Origin of the sequence: Chlamydia pneumoniae TW-183 (genome assembly GCF_000007205.1) — a bacterium.
GTDB lineage: Bacteria > Chlamydiota > Chlamydiia > Chlamydiales > Chlamydiaceae > Chlamydia > Chlamydia pneumoniae.
In genome coordinates, this window is sequence record NC_005043.1 from 724,752 (window position 1) to 738,474 (window position 13,723).

A 13,723-nucleotide genomic window follows, 5' to 3' on the forward strand; every position below is an offset into this window, starting at 1 on the left:
CTATGTCTCCTTTAGACTTACCCTTTCTTCACAGGATGGCTTTTAAATATCCTTGTGGGAGAAAATTCTCCTAATTTATGACCCACCATAGTTTCTGAAACAAATACGGTTAAAAATTTCTTCCCGTTGTGAACTTCAAACGTATGGCCGATCATCTCAGGAGTAATCATTGAACGACGAGACCATGTTTTGATAGGAGTTTTTTTCTCCTCTATGTTCATTGCACGCACTTTTTTTAGGAGGTGGTGATCAACAAACGGACCTTTTCTTAACGATCTACTCATAATCCTTATTTCCTACGATCTTTAACAATCCATTTATTACTTTTGTTCTTGTCACGTGTTTTTAATCCCTTCGTAACCTTTCCCCAAGGTGTACGTGGAATATAACCATTATGGCGACCTTCTCCACCACCGTGGGGATGATCTACAGGGTTCATTGCAGTACCACGGACTGTAGGACGAACTCCCATCCAACGTCTTCTTCCAGCTTTGCCATCTACACGTAGGTTGTGATCGGCATTGGAAACTTCACCAATGGTAGCTCTGCATCCCTCATTTAACATACGGAACTCTCCAGAAGGCATCTTTAAAGTAACGTATCCTGGAGACTTAGCTATAACTTGAGCAGCTAATCCAGCAGATCTTACAAGCTTTCCACCTGAAGAAGGACGCATTTCAATATTATGAACTGACAATCCTAAAGGTATGCTTTTTAAAGTCATACAACATCCAGGCTTAAATGGACTTCCTTCACCTGAAACAACAACGTCTCCCCTTTGGATGCCTTTAGGGGCGAGAATGTAACGTTTTTCTCCGTCTTCGTAGCTTAAGAGAGCAATGTATGCAGAACGATTAGGATCGTATTCTACAGTAACTACTTTCGCAGTAATCCCATCTTTATTACGTTTGAAGTCAACGACCCTATACAATTGTTTTGCTCCTCCGCCACGATGACGGCAGGATATATGGCCTAAATTATCTCTTCCACCAGAACTCTTCTTAAAGAAAGAGAGCTTTTTATTTGGTCGAAGACTTCTTTTTGACTTCGTACCGCGCAACTCACCACGCGTTGTTAACTCATCAAAAGCGGGAAGGACCAGCTGTCTAGTTCCTGGAGTTACTGGTTTAAATTTTTTAAACATGCTGTTTATCTCTCTAATAAATTATCCGACAGAGTGCCCTTGATAGAAAGTTACAATTGCTTTCTTAAATCCTGAGGTTTTTCCTTTACGGCGCCCTCGAAACATGCGGGCGGGTTGAGGTTTTACATTTATGGTGTTCACACTCTTTACTTTTACATTTTTATCAACGTAAATTGCCTCTAAAGCTTGGGCGATTAATGGCTTTGTTGCATCATGAGAGACTATAAAAACAAATTTAGGGTCTTTACAAAAGCTTCCCTTTTTCTTTCCCTCTCCAGTTCCAGCGCTTAAATGCTCTAACATTTTAGCTTTCTCTGTTACGTAGTGACGCTTAATTACATCATAAGGATCTTTCATATCCTAAAATTCCTTCTTAATCTTTCGTTTCAGAAACAAGACGCTCAACAAGTTCCTGCAAAGCTTTTTTAGAAATAACAATATTATGAGCAGAAGCTAAGTCATACCCATTGATATTGATTCCATAGACAAAACCCTTAACTGCAGTGAGGTTACGCAAACTTAATCTTAAATTTTCATTCTTCTCTACATGATCTAAGTGATCAATAAAGAGAATGCTACGACACTCAACATTGCAATCTTTTAAAAACCTTAACGCTGACTGAGTTTTAGGAGCTGTTAAAGCATCTACAAAGACCGTATCGTCAACTACAGTCAATTTGTTTGTTTGAATTTTTTGCGCCAACAAAAGCCTGATTGCGGCTTTTCTTTCTTTACGGTTTATACGTACGTGTTGATTAAATTTAGGCTTAGGCCCAAAAACAATCCCACCCCCACGAAACTGAGGAGAAGCTAAACATCCCTGACGGGCATTACCCGTACCTTTTTGTTTGAAAGGTTTTTTTGTAGAATGACTCACTTCAGAACGATTTCTAGTGCATGCAGACCACTGTCTTTTATTCGCGCGAATAGCAACAATATAATCCTTGATCAATTGAAGGCCATCGCCCTCATCTGCAAACAAAGAGTCTGCTACTTCAACTTCGCCTATTTTATTTCCTGAAAAATCAAATTTTGATAATAAAACCATTAGGTCCTCTCTGTATCACCCCTGTCCGTATCCTAAGTTCTAGAAGAATGTTTCACTATAACAATAGAGCCTCGCGCTCCAGGAATGGCACCTTTAACTAACAGTACTTTTTTTTCTAAATCTACTTTTATTACTTCTAAATTTTTTACAGTAACGTTCTCTGCGCCCATATGACTAGGACGCTTACTTCCAGGGAAACAACGACCAGGAGTCGATCGCATTCCTATAGAACCTGCATGACGATGAAACCCTGAACCATGGCTTCCTGGACCGCCACGAAAACCAAATTTCTTCATGACACCTTGAAAACCTTTTCCTTTTGAAATTCCACGAACATCAACTGAGGAAACATCTTCAAAAACTTCCAATCCAAAAGCATCTCCCAAAGACACCCCATTAAGAGCCTCTTCAGAACCTCGGACTTCTTTAAGAAAACGAAAAACTCGACCACCAGCTTTACGCAAATGTCCGAGTTTAGGCTTACTAACACGTTTTGTAATTGTATGAGCGGGGGCATTCATTTCTTCCGCTCCTATTTGCAAGGAGAAATATCCGTCGCTTTCCTTAGTTTTGATCTGGGTAACAACGTTAGGCTCAACGCGAATTACTGAGCAAGCAACCAAGGATCCATCTTTATCAAAGATGTGAATCATCCCTTCTTTTTTTCCCATCACACTAATATGAGACCGCATAAACTTATCCATTAACAATAATGATTTGCTTTCCTCTTGGAGGAACAAAGAAACAAATCTGCTTAGTATTTTACTTATCGAATTCTCTAAAAAGAAAAGGAAATTTTCCCTTAAGAAAATAAAGGGACAGGTTATCAGAGGGGGAAGATTTTTACAATAGGAAAAGTACTCTAGGTACTAAGAACTCAAAGATAAAAGATTCTTGGAAAATTCCTATTTATAGAAATAGAAAGTCGCTTCCAAAAAATTTTTTAGAAGCGACTTCTTTAAAATAAAGATAAAACTAGCTTATTTGCCAGACTTTGTTTTCTGCCATATGCTATATAAGCCAATTCCTGCGGATGCTGCCGTCAAGGCTCCAGAAATTGCAGCGGAGCAAGCCACTGTAATCGGTAAAGGAATGAGTTTGACTCCATCCACTACCAACTCTAAAGCTTTTTCAAGAAGAGTTAAAACATTTCTTTTTAGAGTAGCAACGTGTTCTTTACGTAATGCCCTTTCCGCGCTTAGAATCACGTCCCCACTCAACTGAGATTGTTGGTTTTCTAAGGCACATCTCTCATTGTATAGGGATTCCTTCGCACGTTTGAACAGCTTTTGTTCTAATGCGATTCCGCCAACAGCACCAGCAACTCCTGCCATATGATTAATGGTCATAATTCCAGCAACAGCCGTGCCAAAATTGCCTACAGTCGCTTTGTCTAAGAATGGTTTTGCTGTGAGTTTATTGATTAACATTAACGGACGTAAAACACCGAATGTCGCTGAGTAAGTCGTTGCACCGACTGCCGTACAAGCTTCCCTGGAAGCTGCCAATAGGTAATCACCTCGAGTTAATAGCATTTTACTATACTCCCCAGGCGTTTTTCTTTCTTTTGTCTTGCTTCCTAACTCGAAGGCTTGACGTGTGTATTGGTAACACCTCTGAGTCGAGTTAACGATAGATGGAACAGCTCCATTGAGCACATTAGCTAAGGCAACAACTTCTCGAGTTGTTTTTAACATACCCTGGGCGTTTCTCGCGGAGGTCAATGCGTCCCCTGTGCATCCCGCCTCTTCCAGCGATCCTACGACACAGTCAGAAACCGCCTTACTTAGCTTAAAGCATTTATCTAAACTTTTTGTTGCCCCTACAAACTTTGCTAACTTATTCCCAGGGTTTGTAAAAAATTGTTGAATACAATAAATCCCTTTCTGAGCAAAGGAGCTGACAGCCGCTGGTTCTTTGGCAACTGGCAGCAGCATCTTACTTGCTGCACTTCCTGTCGATCTAATTGCGTTAGTCGCCATTTTTACCTCCTTACAAGGCTTTTTAAAAAAAAATTAGAGCCTATAATAACATAAAACGACTTAATTTAGTTTAAATGCCCTAAATAAAAAACACGTTGTAAAGTTAATTATTTAAAGTAAAAACTATTTTTAATTTCTTTGCTGGATAGCCGTTTAAAAAGGATTTTGAGTTCGTAGAACCCTTGCCTTCTACCTGCACTTCGTGCAAGCAAATGGCTCCCTCAGAACAGGCAATAGCAAGCTCTTGCCTATCTGTTACAACAACAGTCCCGGGGGCTCCATATCTTCCCGCCTCTGCTAAAAGAGAGGCCTTACGGATCATCAAGCGTTTTGGCGCTTTTTCAGAAAAAGAGAATAGGGTCCACGCTCCTGGAGCTGGCGTGACTCCTCGTATATGAGCATAAGCCTCTTTAGCAGGTTTATCCCAAGGAACCTGTCCTTCTTCCTTAGACAATTTTGGCGCTATTGTCGCCAAAGCAGCGTCTTGACTGACGAGTTGCAGTTGACCTGACTCAATTTGTTGTAAAGTTTTTATTAGAACTTCTGCGCCCTGCGATGCAAGAGCATCCGCCAATTCTCCTGAAGTCATATCAGGACCTATGGGGACACGCGTAATATTTGCCATGTCGCCTGTATCCATACCTGCATCCATACGGATGACAGTATTTCCAGATTCTGTAGCTCCTTCCATAATACAGCGTTGTATGGGAGCTGCGCCTCGGTAGGCTGGCAAGAGCCCTGCATGCAGATTGTAACAACCATAACGAGGAATATCGAGGACTATCTGACGAAGAATCGCTCCATAGGCAACCACAATAAAAACATCAGCATTAAAAGCCCGAAGTTCTTCAATAAATTGGGGGTCTGACGCTTTACTAGGTTGGAGTAAAGGTAGACCGTGAGTTAGAGCTATAGTTTTTACTGGAGAAGGAATGAGTTGTGCCGATCTTTTTTGGGGCTTATCAACTCGGGTAACAACAGCTGTAATTTGGATTTTGTGATGCAACAAATCTTGCAAAACGGTGGCTGCAAATGTGGGTGTGCCGAAATAGACAACCTTAAGATTCAATCAAAACTCCTTCTTTGTCTGCGCTTTCTTCTTCAAGGGCTTGCTTATCTATGCTTCGTTCGATGCCGCGCTTACTTGGGCTTTGACAAAACTCAATGAAGTTTTTTACTTCTGGAATGTCTCCATATTCTTCTAGAGTTTCTTCTAGAGATTCAAAAAAACATCCGTCAGCACGATAAATCTTTTTAAAAGCCTTAATGAGGGCTAATCGCGTAGCAAAAGGAACCTGCCTACGTTGTAGTCCTACTTTATTAATACCAGCGAGTTGGTAAGGGTTTCCACTTCCAATGGTATAGGGAGGAACATCACGACGAATCCCACTGAGGGCTCCTACCATAGCATGCGCTCCGATGCGAACAAACTGGTGCACTCCAACCATCCCACCAAGAATAGCGTAATCACCGACTTGAACATGTCCTGCAAGTTGTGCATGGTTACTTAGAACGACATTATTTCCAATAGTACAGTTATGGGCAACATGAGCCCAGGGCATAATCAAACAATTATTCCCGATAGAGACTGTTGTACCTTCGAATGTTGAAGACGTGATGATAGCGAACTCTCGAATTTCGCAATTTTCACCAATAGTCACATAGGTTTTTTCCCCTTGATACTTTAAATCTTGGGGTTTATTACCGATCATTGCAGAGGGCCATATTGTTGTCCCCTTGCCTATGGTTGTATTGCCATCGATATATGCGTAGGACTTAACAACAACGTTGTCACAAAGGGTTACCGTAGCTTTTATAACAACGTACGGTTCAATAACAACATCCTTTCCAATTTTAGCTCCTGGCTCGATAATTGCAGTTGGGTGAATGCTCGCCATGTTTCTCCGTGATTATATGGATTCCTTATCTACCAGAGCAAAGCTCAGCTCTGCTTCAGTGACTAGCTGTGAATCTACACGCGCCTGTGCCCAAGCTTTACCTCCTTTCGATGATATTAAAGAAAAATCTGCTTGCAGGGTAAGTACATCTCCAGGGCGAACAGCTTGACGAAACTTAGCTTTCTGTATCCCTAAAAATAATGCGATACGCTTATTCCTATCATTTTCTAGAACTAAGCCTATCAATACACCAGCAGCTTGGGCCAAAGCTTCTAATATCAAGACTCCAGGCATAATAGGCGCGTTAGGAAAATGCCCCATAAAAAAAGGCTCATTTATTGTGACATTTTTTTGTGCCGTGATACTGCGAGCCTCGATGTCATAAGATAAAACTTTATCCACTAATAAAAAAGGATATCTGTGGGGGAGTAAATCTAATAATTCGCGTAATTTGATGACAGAGGGTTGATTCATTTATTCTTTCTTTATAGTTCTAATGCTTCCAAAATTTTTTTACCAAAAGCAATATTGGAGGAGTGGCCGGAGCCGACAGCTAATACATGCGCAACAAAAGGCCTGCCAACTAAGGAAAGATCTCCAATCAGATCCAGTATTTTATGTCGTACTGGTTCATCGGCAAATCTTAATTGTCCTCTACTAATAATACCATCGTCCTTAAAAACTACAGCATTATCCAAACATCCCCCTCCAATTAGCCCCTTTTCCATTAAGAAACATAGCTCATTGTATAGAGCAAATGTTCTACAAGGAGCAATTTCCTGGCGAAAAGACTCTTCATTAATCACCAAAGATTTGTATTGAGTCCCTATTGTTGAACTTTGAGGATAATGCAACGTATAGGAAATCTTCAGCTCATCAGAGGGAAAGGCTGCTAAAAAAATGTCCTGATGTTGATAATATACAGGACGTGTTAGTCTCGCAATGGAAACCTTATCTTCTTGTTCACAAATACCTGCTTGATCGATTAACTCAACAAAGACATTTGAGCTTCCATCCCCTATGGGGATTTCCTCTCCACTACATTGGATAATTAGATTATCTATATTGTTAGATCGCAATGCTGCCATAAGATGTTCGACAGTGGCGATTACAGCACTACCCCTAGATAATGTTGTACTTCTTCCTGTAGTGTAGACATGATCTAGTAAAGCAGGGACATTTTCGTAGTTACCTGAGGCAGACTGTCTTTGAAAAACAATACCTGTATTTGTTTGTGCAGGTTGCAAATGGAGAGTTGAGGACTTCCCTAAGTGAATTCCCACTCCAGAATAGCGAACCTCTCGCTTTAACGTTCTTTGAGTTCGTTCTAACATGTAAAAACCTGACAACGAGTCTCCGTATATTATCGAATTTCTTTTTTAGCAAGCAAGCGATATCCTAAGAATCCTCCTCCTAGATAACTGACTGCACAGAAAGCTATCAAAATCATAGGGTAATCTCCACAATACCCATAAAGCGTTTTATAATTAAATAGAGGCAAAGAGGTTTCCAATACCCCTGAGGGGGCTTTAGTTTCTCTAGTATCATAAGGAAGAATTTTGAGTATTCGACCTAGAGAATCCACAGCTGCTGTAACACCAGTTTGGCAAGCTCGCACGCAAGGCATCCCAAACTCTTGATTTCTCAACATCCCATGGAGGAAATGGACTTTAGGGAGTCGTGATTCAGGATACCATCCGTCATTTGTTAAGTTAACAAGGAGTTCGGCTCCTTGTCTCTTGTAGGATTGCAACCGATAGCCGAAAGTTTCTTCGTAGCAAATGGTGATCCCGATACGAGGTAAACCTCGGACCTGCACAACTCCAGAACGTCTACCTGGAAGTCTCTTGCATCCTAGAGCATATTTAGGAAATAGTTGTCTACAAATTAGGGATCCGAATTTCCCTCCTGGTATATATTCGCCACCAGGCACAAGGATACGCTTATCGTATCCTACGGAAATTCCTTTGTGTGATATTACCTCAGCAGAGTTATACCAATACAAAACGTTCTCTTTTTTCACCCACCGTTCTAAGCCAATAATTACTGGACACTGAAAGTGTTGTGACAGAGCTGTGGCACAATCACTATTCGATAGAAATGCCTTACCTTCGGGAAGTGGAGCAAAAGAAGACAATAAATGTGCGCAGGATTCATAGGGATAGACTTGCCTATGCTTACCAAAAGGCACGACTACTTCTGGGAAAATCAGCAAATCTATGGGTTGTTGTATTGGGGATACGAGTTGGAGGAGTTGTTCCCAGACGACTATTGGGGACTTAAGTTTCGGTCGTATGGGGGGATGCGCGGGTTGAACAACAGCGACACGCAGCGCTCTCTTATCTTGTTGAAACGCGTGTTTAAGATACTCATAATGAATTGCTCCAAAAGTATAGGGCAAAAGAAGAGTGAGCACCCATAACATTTTAGCATGAGGTTTTTTCAGTAGTAGACAATAAAAGCTCATATTTACAGCTATGACAGCGAAGCTCTGACCTGCCCACCCCAAAAATCCGCCAAACTGCCGTCCATAAGCAGAGGCTGTCATAGGCCAACCAAGATAATCGAAGGACATCCCAGAAAAGATCCCATAAAATCGAAGCATCTCGATAGCGACCCATACGCCAGGAAGGCTCCATAAAAAAGCTGTGCGTTTCTGACGTACGATTGCAACTAGAAGGCAAGAAAATCCTGAAAATAGAACGGACAAAATCGTGATTAATGTAAGCCATACCAAATAGATGAGTTTGCCTATATATTGATCCGAGAGCATCCAAGAAAAATGAATCCCCTCTATTGTGAAGATCCAGAAAAAACAGGATACAAAAAGAGTCCTTAGAGGTAATGAGGGTTTTTTTAAGGGTTCTAGACTATACCAAAAGAATCCATAACCACAGGCGGCTCCTAATATGGAAACGAATCCACTTAAATCTGGTTGAGCAAAAGCTATAAGGCACCAAGAAATAACAAAGCAAAAGATTCGTAGCACAGGCTCTCCTTATTTCAGTTCAAGCCTTGCTTGACGTCGTCGATCTGCTTCATTATACCGACGTTTTTCTTCTGGAGTTTCTGGAACAATCTGATGGACAGGAATGGGCTGGTTGTCTTCGTTGACAGCAACAAATGTAAAGTATGCGGAGGTAATATGACGTCGTTCCTGCTTATAAATATTTTCTGCCCACACTTTAACCCCGACTTCTAGGGAAGTACGCCATGTTCTGTTTACTGCAGCTTTACAAATCAGATTTTCCCCCATATATGCAGGAGCATAGAAGCGGAGGGCATCAACAAAAGCAGTAACACAGACGGATTCTGTGTGTCGTTCTGCGACCACTAAGGCTAAACGATCGAGCAAACTCATTAATAATCCCCCGAAGACAGTATTATTAGCATTAAGATCATTAGGGAAAATTTTATAAATATGTCCGTCAATACAGCTAAACGAGACGGGTTTTTTCTTAAGCATTGTTGACTCTACCGAAAGGATTTTTATAGGGTATTCTTGGTTGCGATAGTATCGGTCAACTGAAAGAAAATCTATGATTTTCTTTCATAAGTTACTGAAATTTTTGATTATTTTTTAGAAATCGAAGTGCTTACAATTCCATAAAGGGATTGTTAACTTGTGAAAATCCGGTCCCCTTTTGTCTATGCTTGATTTCATGACGGATAGAAAAAAGAAGGTCTGAATCGAAATCCATTTTTGATGCCCATTGAAGATAGGCAAGAGGAATTTCTGAAAAACATCGTCCCTTGTGTTTCCCTAGGGGCATATATTTCATTTTAATAGGTTTTGCTAACACCTGTTTCAGTTGTTCTAACGTTCGGAAACGTTTACAAAGATGTTTAAAAATATTGATATTAATTTCTACATCCTTCATGGCACGATGATTCCCATCATAGGGAACATTAAAGTGTACGGCTAAGGATTCTAGAGAATTATTAGGACTATCTCCATATTCTTTTGCTAATCGGAGGGTATCAATAATGGTATACTTTGAGAGGAAGGTCTCTCCGATTCTTTCCATCTCTTGAGCGAGAACCTGCAAATCAAAACCGACGCTATGTCCTACGATATAGTCGCCTTCTTTAAAAAATGCTTTGATTTGAGGAAAAACTTCGGCGATTTTCGGCTGATCTCTCAACATAGCGTTGGAGATATGGTGGACTCTCTGGGACTCCGCAGATACAACGCGTTCTGGATTGATTAAAAATTCTATCGAACTAATTACACTATCGAAAGTAAAGCGAACAGCGGCAATTTCAATAATACGATCTTTTTTTACATCTAGACCTGTCATTTCACAATCTAGGCAAGTAAAAACCGTATCTTTTAATAAACTCATAATTTCCTTCTACTTCCTCTATCTTTGTTTGATATCCTTCTGACTGTAGAAGGATTTCTGTGTTTAACTTTATATTTTGCATCTGTGCAGAGAATGCCTTGCGAACAGAAAAGGGTTCCAGGGAACCTATACTATTATTACATCGCGGCTCACTCTTCTTTATGCCTATCAGTATGCAAGGATACTATGGAGAATAAAGACTAGCGCTTCTCTATAATAATTTCTCTTTCCATGTTTGTTTGCATGGTAATGTAGATATTTATTGTATCACAAAATCGTGGCTTAGGCAAGCGATCCGCCCATTCAATACAAAGGACATCGTCTTCTTCTGCATCTTGAAAAATGTATTCCTGATTTTTCTGATCAATCCGGTAAAGATCATAGTGGCACAACCGCTTAGGTTCATTACCATAAACATGTAATATAGAGAACGAGGGACTAGCAACTTCTTCCGCGATAGTATCTCCGAGATATCCAGAGACTATGCCACGTACAAATTCTGTCTTACCAGCCCCATAATCACCAAATAAGAGCAATACAGCTCCTGGAACAAGGACTTGTCCTAACTCAGTTCCTAGTAATAGGGTTTCTTGAGAAGAATGGCTTACTCTTCTGTATCTACCCATTGGCTAATGTACACATGAAAGGCTGTATCGTCTGCTAAACTTTCTATAAATGCTGCGATCTTATCTTCTACCAGCGCATCTTGCAATAGAGAAAGGAAGGAACTTTCCAATTGAAACTTAGTTTGATTTTGCACTTCTTCCAGGGTCATAGGACGCAAGTAGCTAGAGATAAAATCCTCTAAAAGAGGGGGTAAACTATGGAACAATTTACCTGTAATTGCCGAAGCAAACACTGTTTTTATAATAGGTTCTTTTGGTGGGACTGCGTATTCTTTTATCACATCAGGATCTTCTGATACGAGGAAACGCTTGATTCGCACCCCACCCTGTTTTTCCATATTTTGAGGGCAAGAAGACAGCCAGTCATAAATTGCGTCTTGAGGGTTTGCATAGACGTTGTCAGCAAAGACCTTACCGGTAAATGGGCAAATATAGATACGCTTCGTATTTTCGTTTACCTGTGGCTTTTCAGAAGAAATTTGGATTTCTGTTTCTCTCCAAATCTTTTTATCCTGTTCGAGAATACGGACCGCATCTTCTGGAGTTTTGAAAATTATCTTGTCGCGAACAAACACCACAGGACGAAGGCTTAGAGCCTGTTCCAGATAGAAAAGATACGTTGCCAACAATTCTGGTTTTTTTTGTTTTCCCAAAAACTGCAAAAGTTTCTGTTTGACTGCTCCAGAAATATCCATGCCTACCCTTTTTCAGCTAATGACTTAACGTTCTTAAGCAAACTCCCCATAAAAGGAATATAACCACATATGGGTTGTCTTACCTCACGTTAAATCAGAAATACTATCAGAGCCGAGAATTATGTTGAACATAAAGGTATCACAACAAGGTTCATCCAAAAAAATCTGCTGTTTTTCTTTAAAAAGTTTCTTAATTGTGTTTTTTATTATCTATAGTCTACAATTTTACGAAACGCAGCTATGGCGAAATCGGTAGACGCGCTAGATTCAGGTTCTAGTGAGCTTATGCTCATGGAAGTTCAAGTCTTCTTAGCTGCAAGAAAATAACAGGGACAGTAATTCGATTTTTCGAGAAGGGAAACTTATGGTAAAGATCATATCAAGTGAAAATTTTGACTCTTTTATTGCATCGGGGCTCGTTCTCGTTGATTTCTTTGCAGAATGGTGTGGCCCCTGTCGGATGCTCACTCCTATCTTAGAAAATCTTGCTGCGGAACTTCCTCATGTCACTATTGGAAAAATCAATATAGATGAGAACAGCAAGCCTGCAGAAACGTACGAAGTCAGCTCTATTCCTACGCTTATTCTTTTTAAGGATGGGAACGAGGTGGCTCGGGTCGTAGGTCTTAAGGATAAAGAATTCCTAACCAATCTTATCAATAAGCACGCTTAAAAAGACGCTGCAATATTAAACCGTAGGATTCTTTTGCAATGCTACGGTTTTCTGCCTTACCACTTCATATAAAACGATCCCTACACTGGTAGCTAAATTTAGAGAACGGATGTCTTGTTGCATGGGAATGCGCAGGCAATTTTTATAATATTTTTTTAAGATCTCTTTTGGAAGACCTTTGGATTCAGATCCAAAGACGTAGGTGCCTGAAGATGGCAAGGAAAATTCAGTATAAGATGCTGAACCTTTGGTAGAAAGACAAAAAATCTGATCTTCAGGGACATCATGTAGTGCTTCTTCTATAGAATCCACTACTGTCAATTGGAGTTTGTCCCAGTAGTCCATCCCTGCACGTTTGACAAATTTATCGGCTAAAGAAAAGCCCAAGGGCCGAACCAAAATGAGTTCGGCGCCTAGGGCTACACAAGTTCTACCTATATTTCCAGTATTCTGTGGAATATCAGGACAATGAAGAACTACTCTCATTCACCTTGATTTCCTTCTTGGGGTACAGCAGCAACTTCATCTGCTGAAGCCTGAATCAAGTTAATTTCAAAAATTAATAAAGAGTTTGGAGGAAGTTGTCCTGCGGTTCCGTAAGCAAGATCAGGATGGATGTAGAGAACTCGAGTTTCTCCTTCTTTCATGCCCTGCATACCTAAAGCAAAACCAGGAATTGTTTGGCCTAGAGGAAGCAAGATAGGCTCATTGTTGCCTTCTGAACTGCTAAATACTTGGCCATTGATGAAGGAACCCTTGTAGTGCAATAGAGCTGAAGGTTTACCTGAAATTGCTTTCCCTGCACCTTCTTTAATAATTTTGTATTGCAATTTACTTGGTTGCACTTCAACAACACCAGCGTTCTTGCTATTTTCTTTTAAGAATTTTTCTGCCAATGAAAGATTTTCTTTTGATTTTTTTTCAAAAACCAACTTCTGTACTTCAGCCATTTTTTCTTCATACTCTGTTTCTGTTAAAGGAGCACTTTTACAAACCAATTCCGCCTGCAACCCCTTAGCCACTTCTGCAATATCAAAAAACATATCTTCTGACTTGCGTAATTGGCGTGCTAATAAATGACCAAATGTTCTGGATAACTTTTGATTATCAGATAATTCTATGTCATTGGTATCTTTGTTATCTTTATATTCCACTAACGACCCCTGATCCTTGTCTTTATCCTTAGACCGTACGTCACAAGAAGCGACGGAGAGTGCCAGAGCTACTGTTGCTAAAACTAAATTCCACCGTCTGTTCATTTTCCTTCTCCTATCTTTGATCTTAAGGCAACGACTATGCTACATGCCCGAA

The 13,723-nt window shown here is 40.3% G+C and carries 18 protein-coding genes and 1 tRNA gene; 2 read left to right on the forward strand and 17 right to left on the reverse strand.

The window, feature by feature from the left end:
* Positions 1-17 precede the first annotated feature (17 nt).
* The 15 genes from rpsS to CPB_RS03365 all read right to left on the reverse strand — a co-directional run bounded on the left by rpsS (position 18) and on the right by CPB_RS03365 (position 11,739).
* Positions 18-284: a 30S ribosomal protein S19 gene (rpsS, locus tag CPB_RS03290; RefSeq protein ID WP_010891970.1), complete on the reverse strand. Its 267-nt coding sequence runs from the start codon at positions 282-284 to the stop codon at positions 18-20.
* A gap of 5 nt (positions 285-289) precedes the next feature.
* Positions 290-1,144 (reverse strand): 50S ribosomal protein L2, encoded by an 855-nt coding sequence (gene rplB, locus CPB_RS03295; protein ID WP_010883282.1) that lies wholly within the window; start codon positions 1,142-1,144, stop codon positions 290-292.
* A gap of 21 nt (positions 1,145-1,165) precedes the next feature.
* Entirely contained in the window at positions 1,166-1,501 is a 336-nt protein-coding gene (locus CPB_RS03300; protein ID WP_010883283.1) for a 50S ribosomal protein L23, read from the reverse strand.
* Positions 1,502-1,517: 16 nt separating this feature from the next.
* Positions 1,518-2,192, reverse strand: coding sequence for a 50S ribosomal protein L4 (gene rplD, locus CPB_RS03305; protein WP_010883284.1), 675 nt, complete (start codon positions 2,190-2,192; stop codon positions 1,518-1,520).
* Positions 2,193-2,224: 32 nt separating this feature from the next.
* Positions 2,225-2,884 carry a 50S ribosomal protein L3 gene (gene rplC / locus CPB_RS03310; protein ID WP_010883285.1) on the reverse strand — a complete coding sequence of 220 codons (660 nt, stop codon included), beginning with the start codon at positions 2,882-2,884 and terminating at the stop codon, positions 2,225-2,227.
* A 288-nt stretch (positions 2,885-3,172) separates the two neighbouring features.
* A complete protein-coding gene (locus CPB_RS03315) occupies positions 3,173-4,174 on the reverse strand; it encodes a hypothetical protein (protein WP_011126200.1) in 1,002 nt (333 codons plus the stop codon).
* 103 nt (positions 4,175-4,277) lie between these two features.
* Positions 4,278-5,243 (reverse strand): methionyl-tRNA formyltransferase, encoded by a 966-nt coding sequence (gene fmt, locus CPB_RS03320; protein ID WP_010883287.1) that lies wholly within the window; start codon positions 5,241-5,243, stop codon positions 4,278-4,280.
* Positions 5,233-6,072 (reverse strand): acyl-ACP--UDP-N-acetylglucosamine O-acyltransferase, encoded by an 840-nt coding sequence (gene lpxA, locus CPB_RS03325; RefSeq protein WP_010883288.1) that lies wholly within the window; start codon positions 6,070-6,072, stop codon positions 5,233-5,235. The genes fmt and lpxA overlap by 11 nt, the downstream gene beginning before the upstream one ends.
* A gap of 12 nt (positions 6,073-6,084) precedes the next feature.
* Entirely contained in the window at positions 6,085-6,546 is a 462-nt protein-coding gene (gene fabZ / locus CPB_RS03330) for a 3-hydroxyacyl-ACP dehydratase FabZ (protein ID WP_010883289.1), read from the reverse strand.
* 11 nt (positions 6,547-6,557) lie between these two features.
* Positions 6,558-7,406: a UDP-3-O-acyl-N-acetylglucosamine deacetylase gene (gene lpxC / locus CPB_RS03335; RefSeq protein WP_010883290.1), complete on the reverse strand. Its 849-nt coding sequence runs from the start codon at positions 7,404-7,406 to the stop codon at positions 6,558-6,560.
* Between the two features lie 29 nt (positions 7,407-7,435).
* Positions 7,436-9,061 (reverse strand): apolipoprotein N-acyltransferase, encoded by a 1,626-nt coding sequence (gene lnt, locus CPB_RS03340; protein WP_010883291.1) that lies wholly within the window; start codon positions 9,059-9,061, stop codon positions 7,436-7,438.
* Positions 9,062-9,070: 9 nt separating this feature from the next.
* Positions 9,071-9,538 (reverse strand): acyl-CoA thioesterase, encoded by a 468-nt coding sequence (locus CPB_RS03345; RefSeq protein WP_010883292.1) that lies wholly within the window; start codon positions 9,536-9,538, stop codon positions 9,071-9,073.
* 130 nt (positions 9,539-9,668) lie between these two features.
* A complete protein-coding gene (locus CPB_RS03350; protein ID WP_010883293.1) occupies positions 9,669-10,418 on the reverse strand; it encodes a putative quorum-sensing-regulated virulence factor in 750 nt (249 codons plus the stop codon).
* 200 nt (positions 10,419-10,618) lie between these two features.
* Entirely contained in the window at positions 10,619-11,044 is a 426-nt protein-coding gene (gene tsaE / locus CPB_RS03360; protein ID WP_010883295.1) for a tRNA (adenosine(37)-N6)-threonylcarbamoyltransferase complex ATPase subunit type 1 TsaE, read from the reverse strand.
* On the reverse strand, positions 11,023-11,739 hold the full coding sequence (locus CPB_RS03365) for a DUF2709 domain-containing protein (protein WP_010883296.1): 717 nt from the start codon (positions 11,737-11,739) through the stop codon (positions 11,023-11,025). The genes tsaE and CPB_RS03365 overlap by 22 nt, the downstream gene beginning before the upstream one ends.
* 234 nt (positions 11,740-11,973) lie before the next feature.
* Between CPB_RS03365 and CPB_RS03370 the strand changes: the two genes are divergently transcribed.
* Positions 11,974-12,057: transfer RNA gene (locus tag CPB_RS03370), tRNA-Leu, on the forward strand.
* Positions 12,058-12,103: 46 nt separating this feature from the next.
* A complete protein-coding gene (gene trxA / locus CPB_RS03375) occupies positions 12,104-12,412 on the forward strand; it encodes a thioredoxin (protein ID WP_010883297.1) in 309 nt (102 codons plus the stop codon).
* A 15-nt stretch (positions 12,413-12,427) separates the two neighbouring features.
* Here the strand turns inward: trxA and CPB_RS03380 are convergent, their stop codons facing one another.
* On the reverse strand, positions 12,428-12,898 hold the full coding sequence (locus CPB_RS03380; RefSeq protein WP_010883298.1) for a tRNA (cytidine(34)-2'-O)-methyltransferase: 471 nt from the start codon (positions 12,896-12,898) through the stop codon (positions 12,428-12,430).
* The gene (locus CPB_RS03385) at positions 12,895-13,671 is read right to left on the reverse strand and encodes an FKBP-type peptidyl-prolyl cis-trans isomerase (protein WP_010883299.1); all 777 of its coding nucleotides are present in this window, start codon (positions 13,669-13,671) and stop codon (positions 12,895-12,897) included. The genes CPB_RS03380 and CPB_RS03385 overlap by 4 nt, the downstream gene beginning before the upstream one ends.
* Positions 13,672-13,723 lie beyond the last annotated feature (52 nt).

What these genes read in the sequence shown, in the direction of transcription:
- rpsS (WP_010891970.1), bottom strand. Translation starts at nt 284, where the DNA reads ATGAGTAGATCGTTAAGAAAAGGTCCGTTTGTTGATCACCACCTCCTA.
- rplB (WP_010883282.1), bottom strand. Translation starts at nt 1,144, where the DNA reads ATGTTTAAAAAATTTAAACCAGTAACTCCAGGAACTAGACAGCTGGTC.
- CPB_RS03300 (WP_010883283.1), bottom strand. Translation starts at nt 1,501, where the DNA reads ATGAAAGATCCTTATGATGTAATTAAGCGTCACTACGTAACAGAGAAA.
- rplD (WP_010883284.1), bottom strand. Translation starts at nt 2,192, where the DNA reads ATGGTTTTATTATCAAAATTTGATTTTTCAGGAAATAAAATAGGCGAA.
- rplC (WP_010883285.1), bottom strand. Translation starts at nt 2,884, where the DNA reads ATGCGGTCTCATATTAGTGTGATGGGAAAAAAAGAAGGGATGATTCAC.
- CPB_RS03315 (WP_011126200.1), bottom strand. Translation starts at nt 4,174, where the DNA reads ATGGCGACTAACGCAATTAGATCGACAGGAAGTGCAGCAAGTAAGATG.
- lpxA (WP_010883288.1), bottom strand. Translation starts at nt 6,072, where the DNA reads ATGGCGAGCATTCACCCAACTGCAATTATCGAGCCAGGAGCTAAAATT.
- fabZ (WP_010883289.1), bottom strand. Translation starts at nt 6,546, where the DNA reads ATGAATCAACCCTCTGTCATCAAATTACGCGAATTATTAGATTTACTC.
- lpxC (WP_010883290.1), bottom strand. Translation starts at nt 7,406, where the DNA reads ATGTTAGAACGAACTCAAAGAACGTTAAAGCGAGAGGTTCGCTATTCT.
- CPB_RS03345 (WP_010883292.1), bottom strand. Translation starts at nt 9,538, where the DNA reads ATGCTTAAGAAAAAACCCGTCTCGTTTAGCTGTATTGACGGACATATT.
- CPB_RS03350 (WP_010883293.1), bottom strand. Translation starts at nt 10,418, where the DNA reads ATGAGTTTATTAAAAGATACGGTTTTTACTTGCCTAGATTGTGAAATG.
- tsaE (WP_010883295.1), bottom strand. Translation starts at nt 11,044, where the DNA reads ATGGGTAGATACAGAAGAGTAAGCCATTCTTCTCAAGAAACCCTATTA.
- CPB_RS03365 (WP_010883296.1), bottom strand. Translation starts at nt 11,739, where the DNA reads ATGGATATTTCTGGAGCAGTCAAACAGAAACTTTTGCAGTTTTTGGGA.
- trxA (WP_010883297.1), top strand. Translation starts at nt 12,104, where the DNA reads ATGGTAAAGATCATATCAAGTGAAAATTTTGACTCTTTTATTGCATCG.
- CPB_RS03380 (WP_010883298.1), bottom strand. Translation starts at nt 12,898, where the DNA reads ATGAGAGTAGTTCTTCATTGTCCTGATATTCCACAGAATACTGGAAAT.
- CPB_RS03385 (WP_010883299.1), bottom strand. Translation starts at nt 13,671, where the DNA reads ATGAACAGACGGTGGAATTTAGTTTTAGCAACAGTAGCTCTGGCACTC.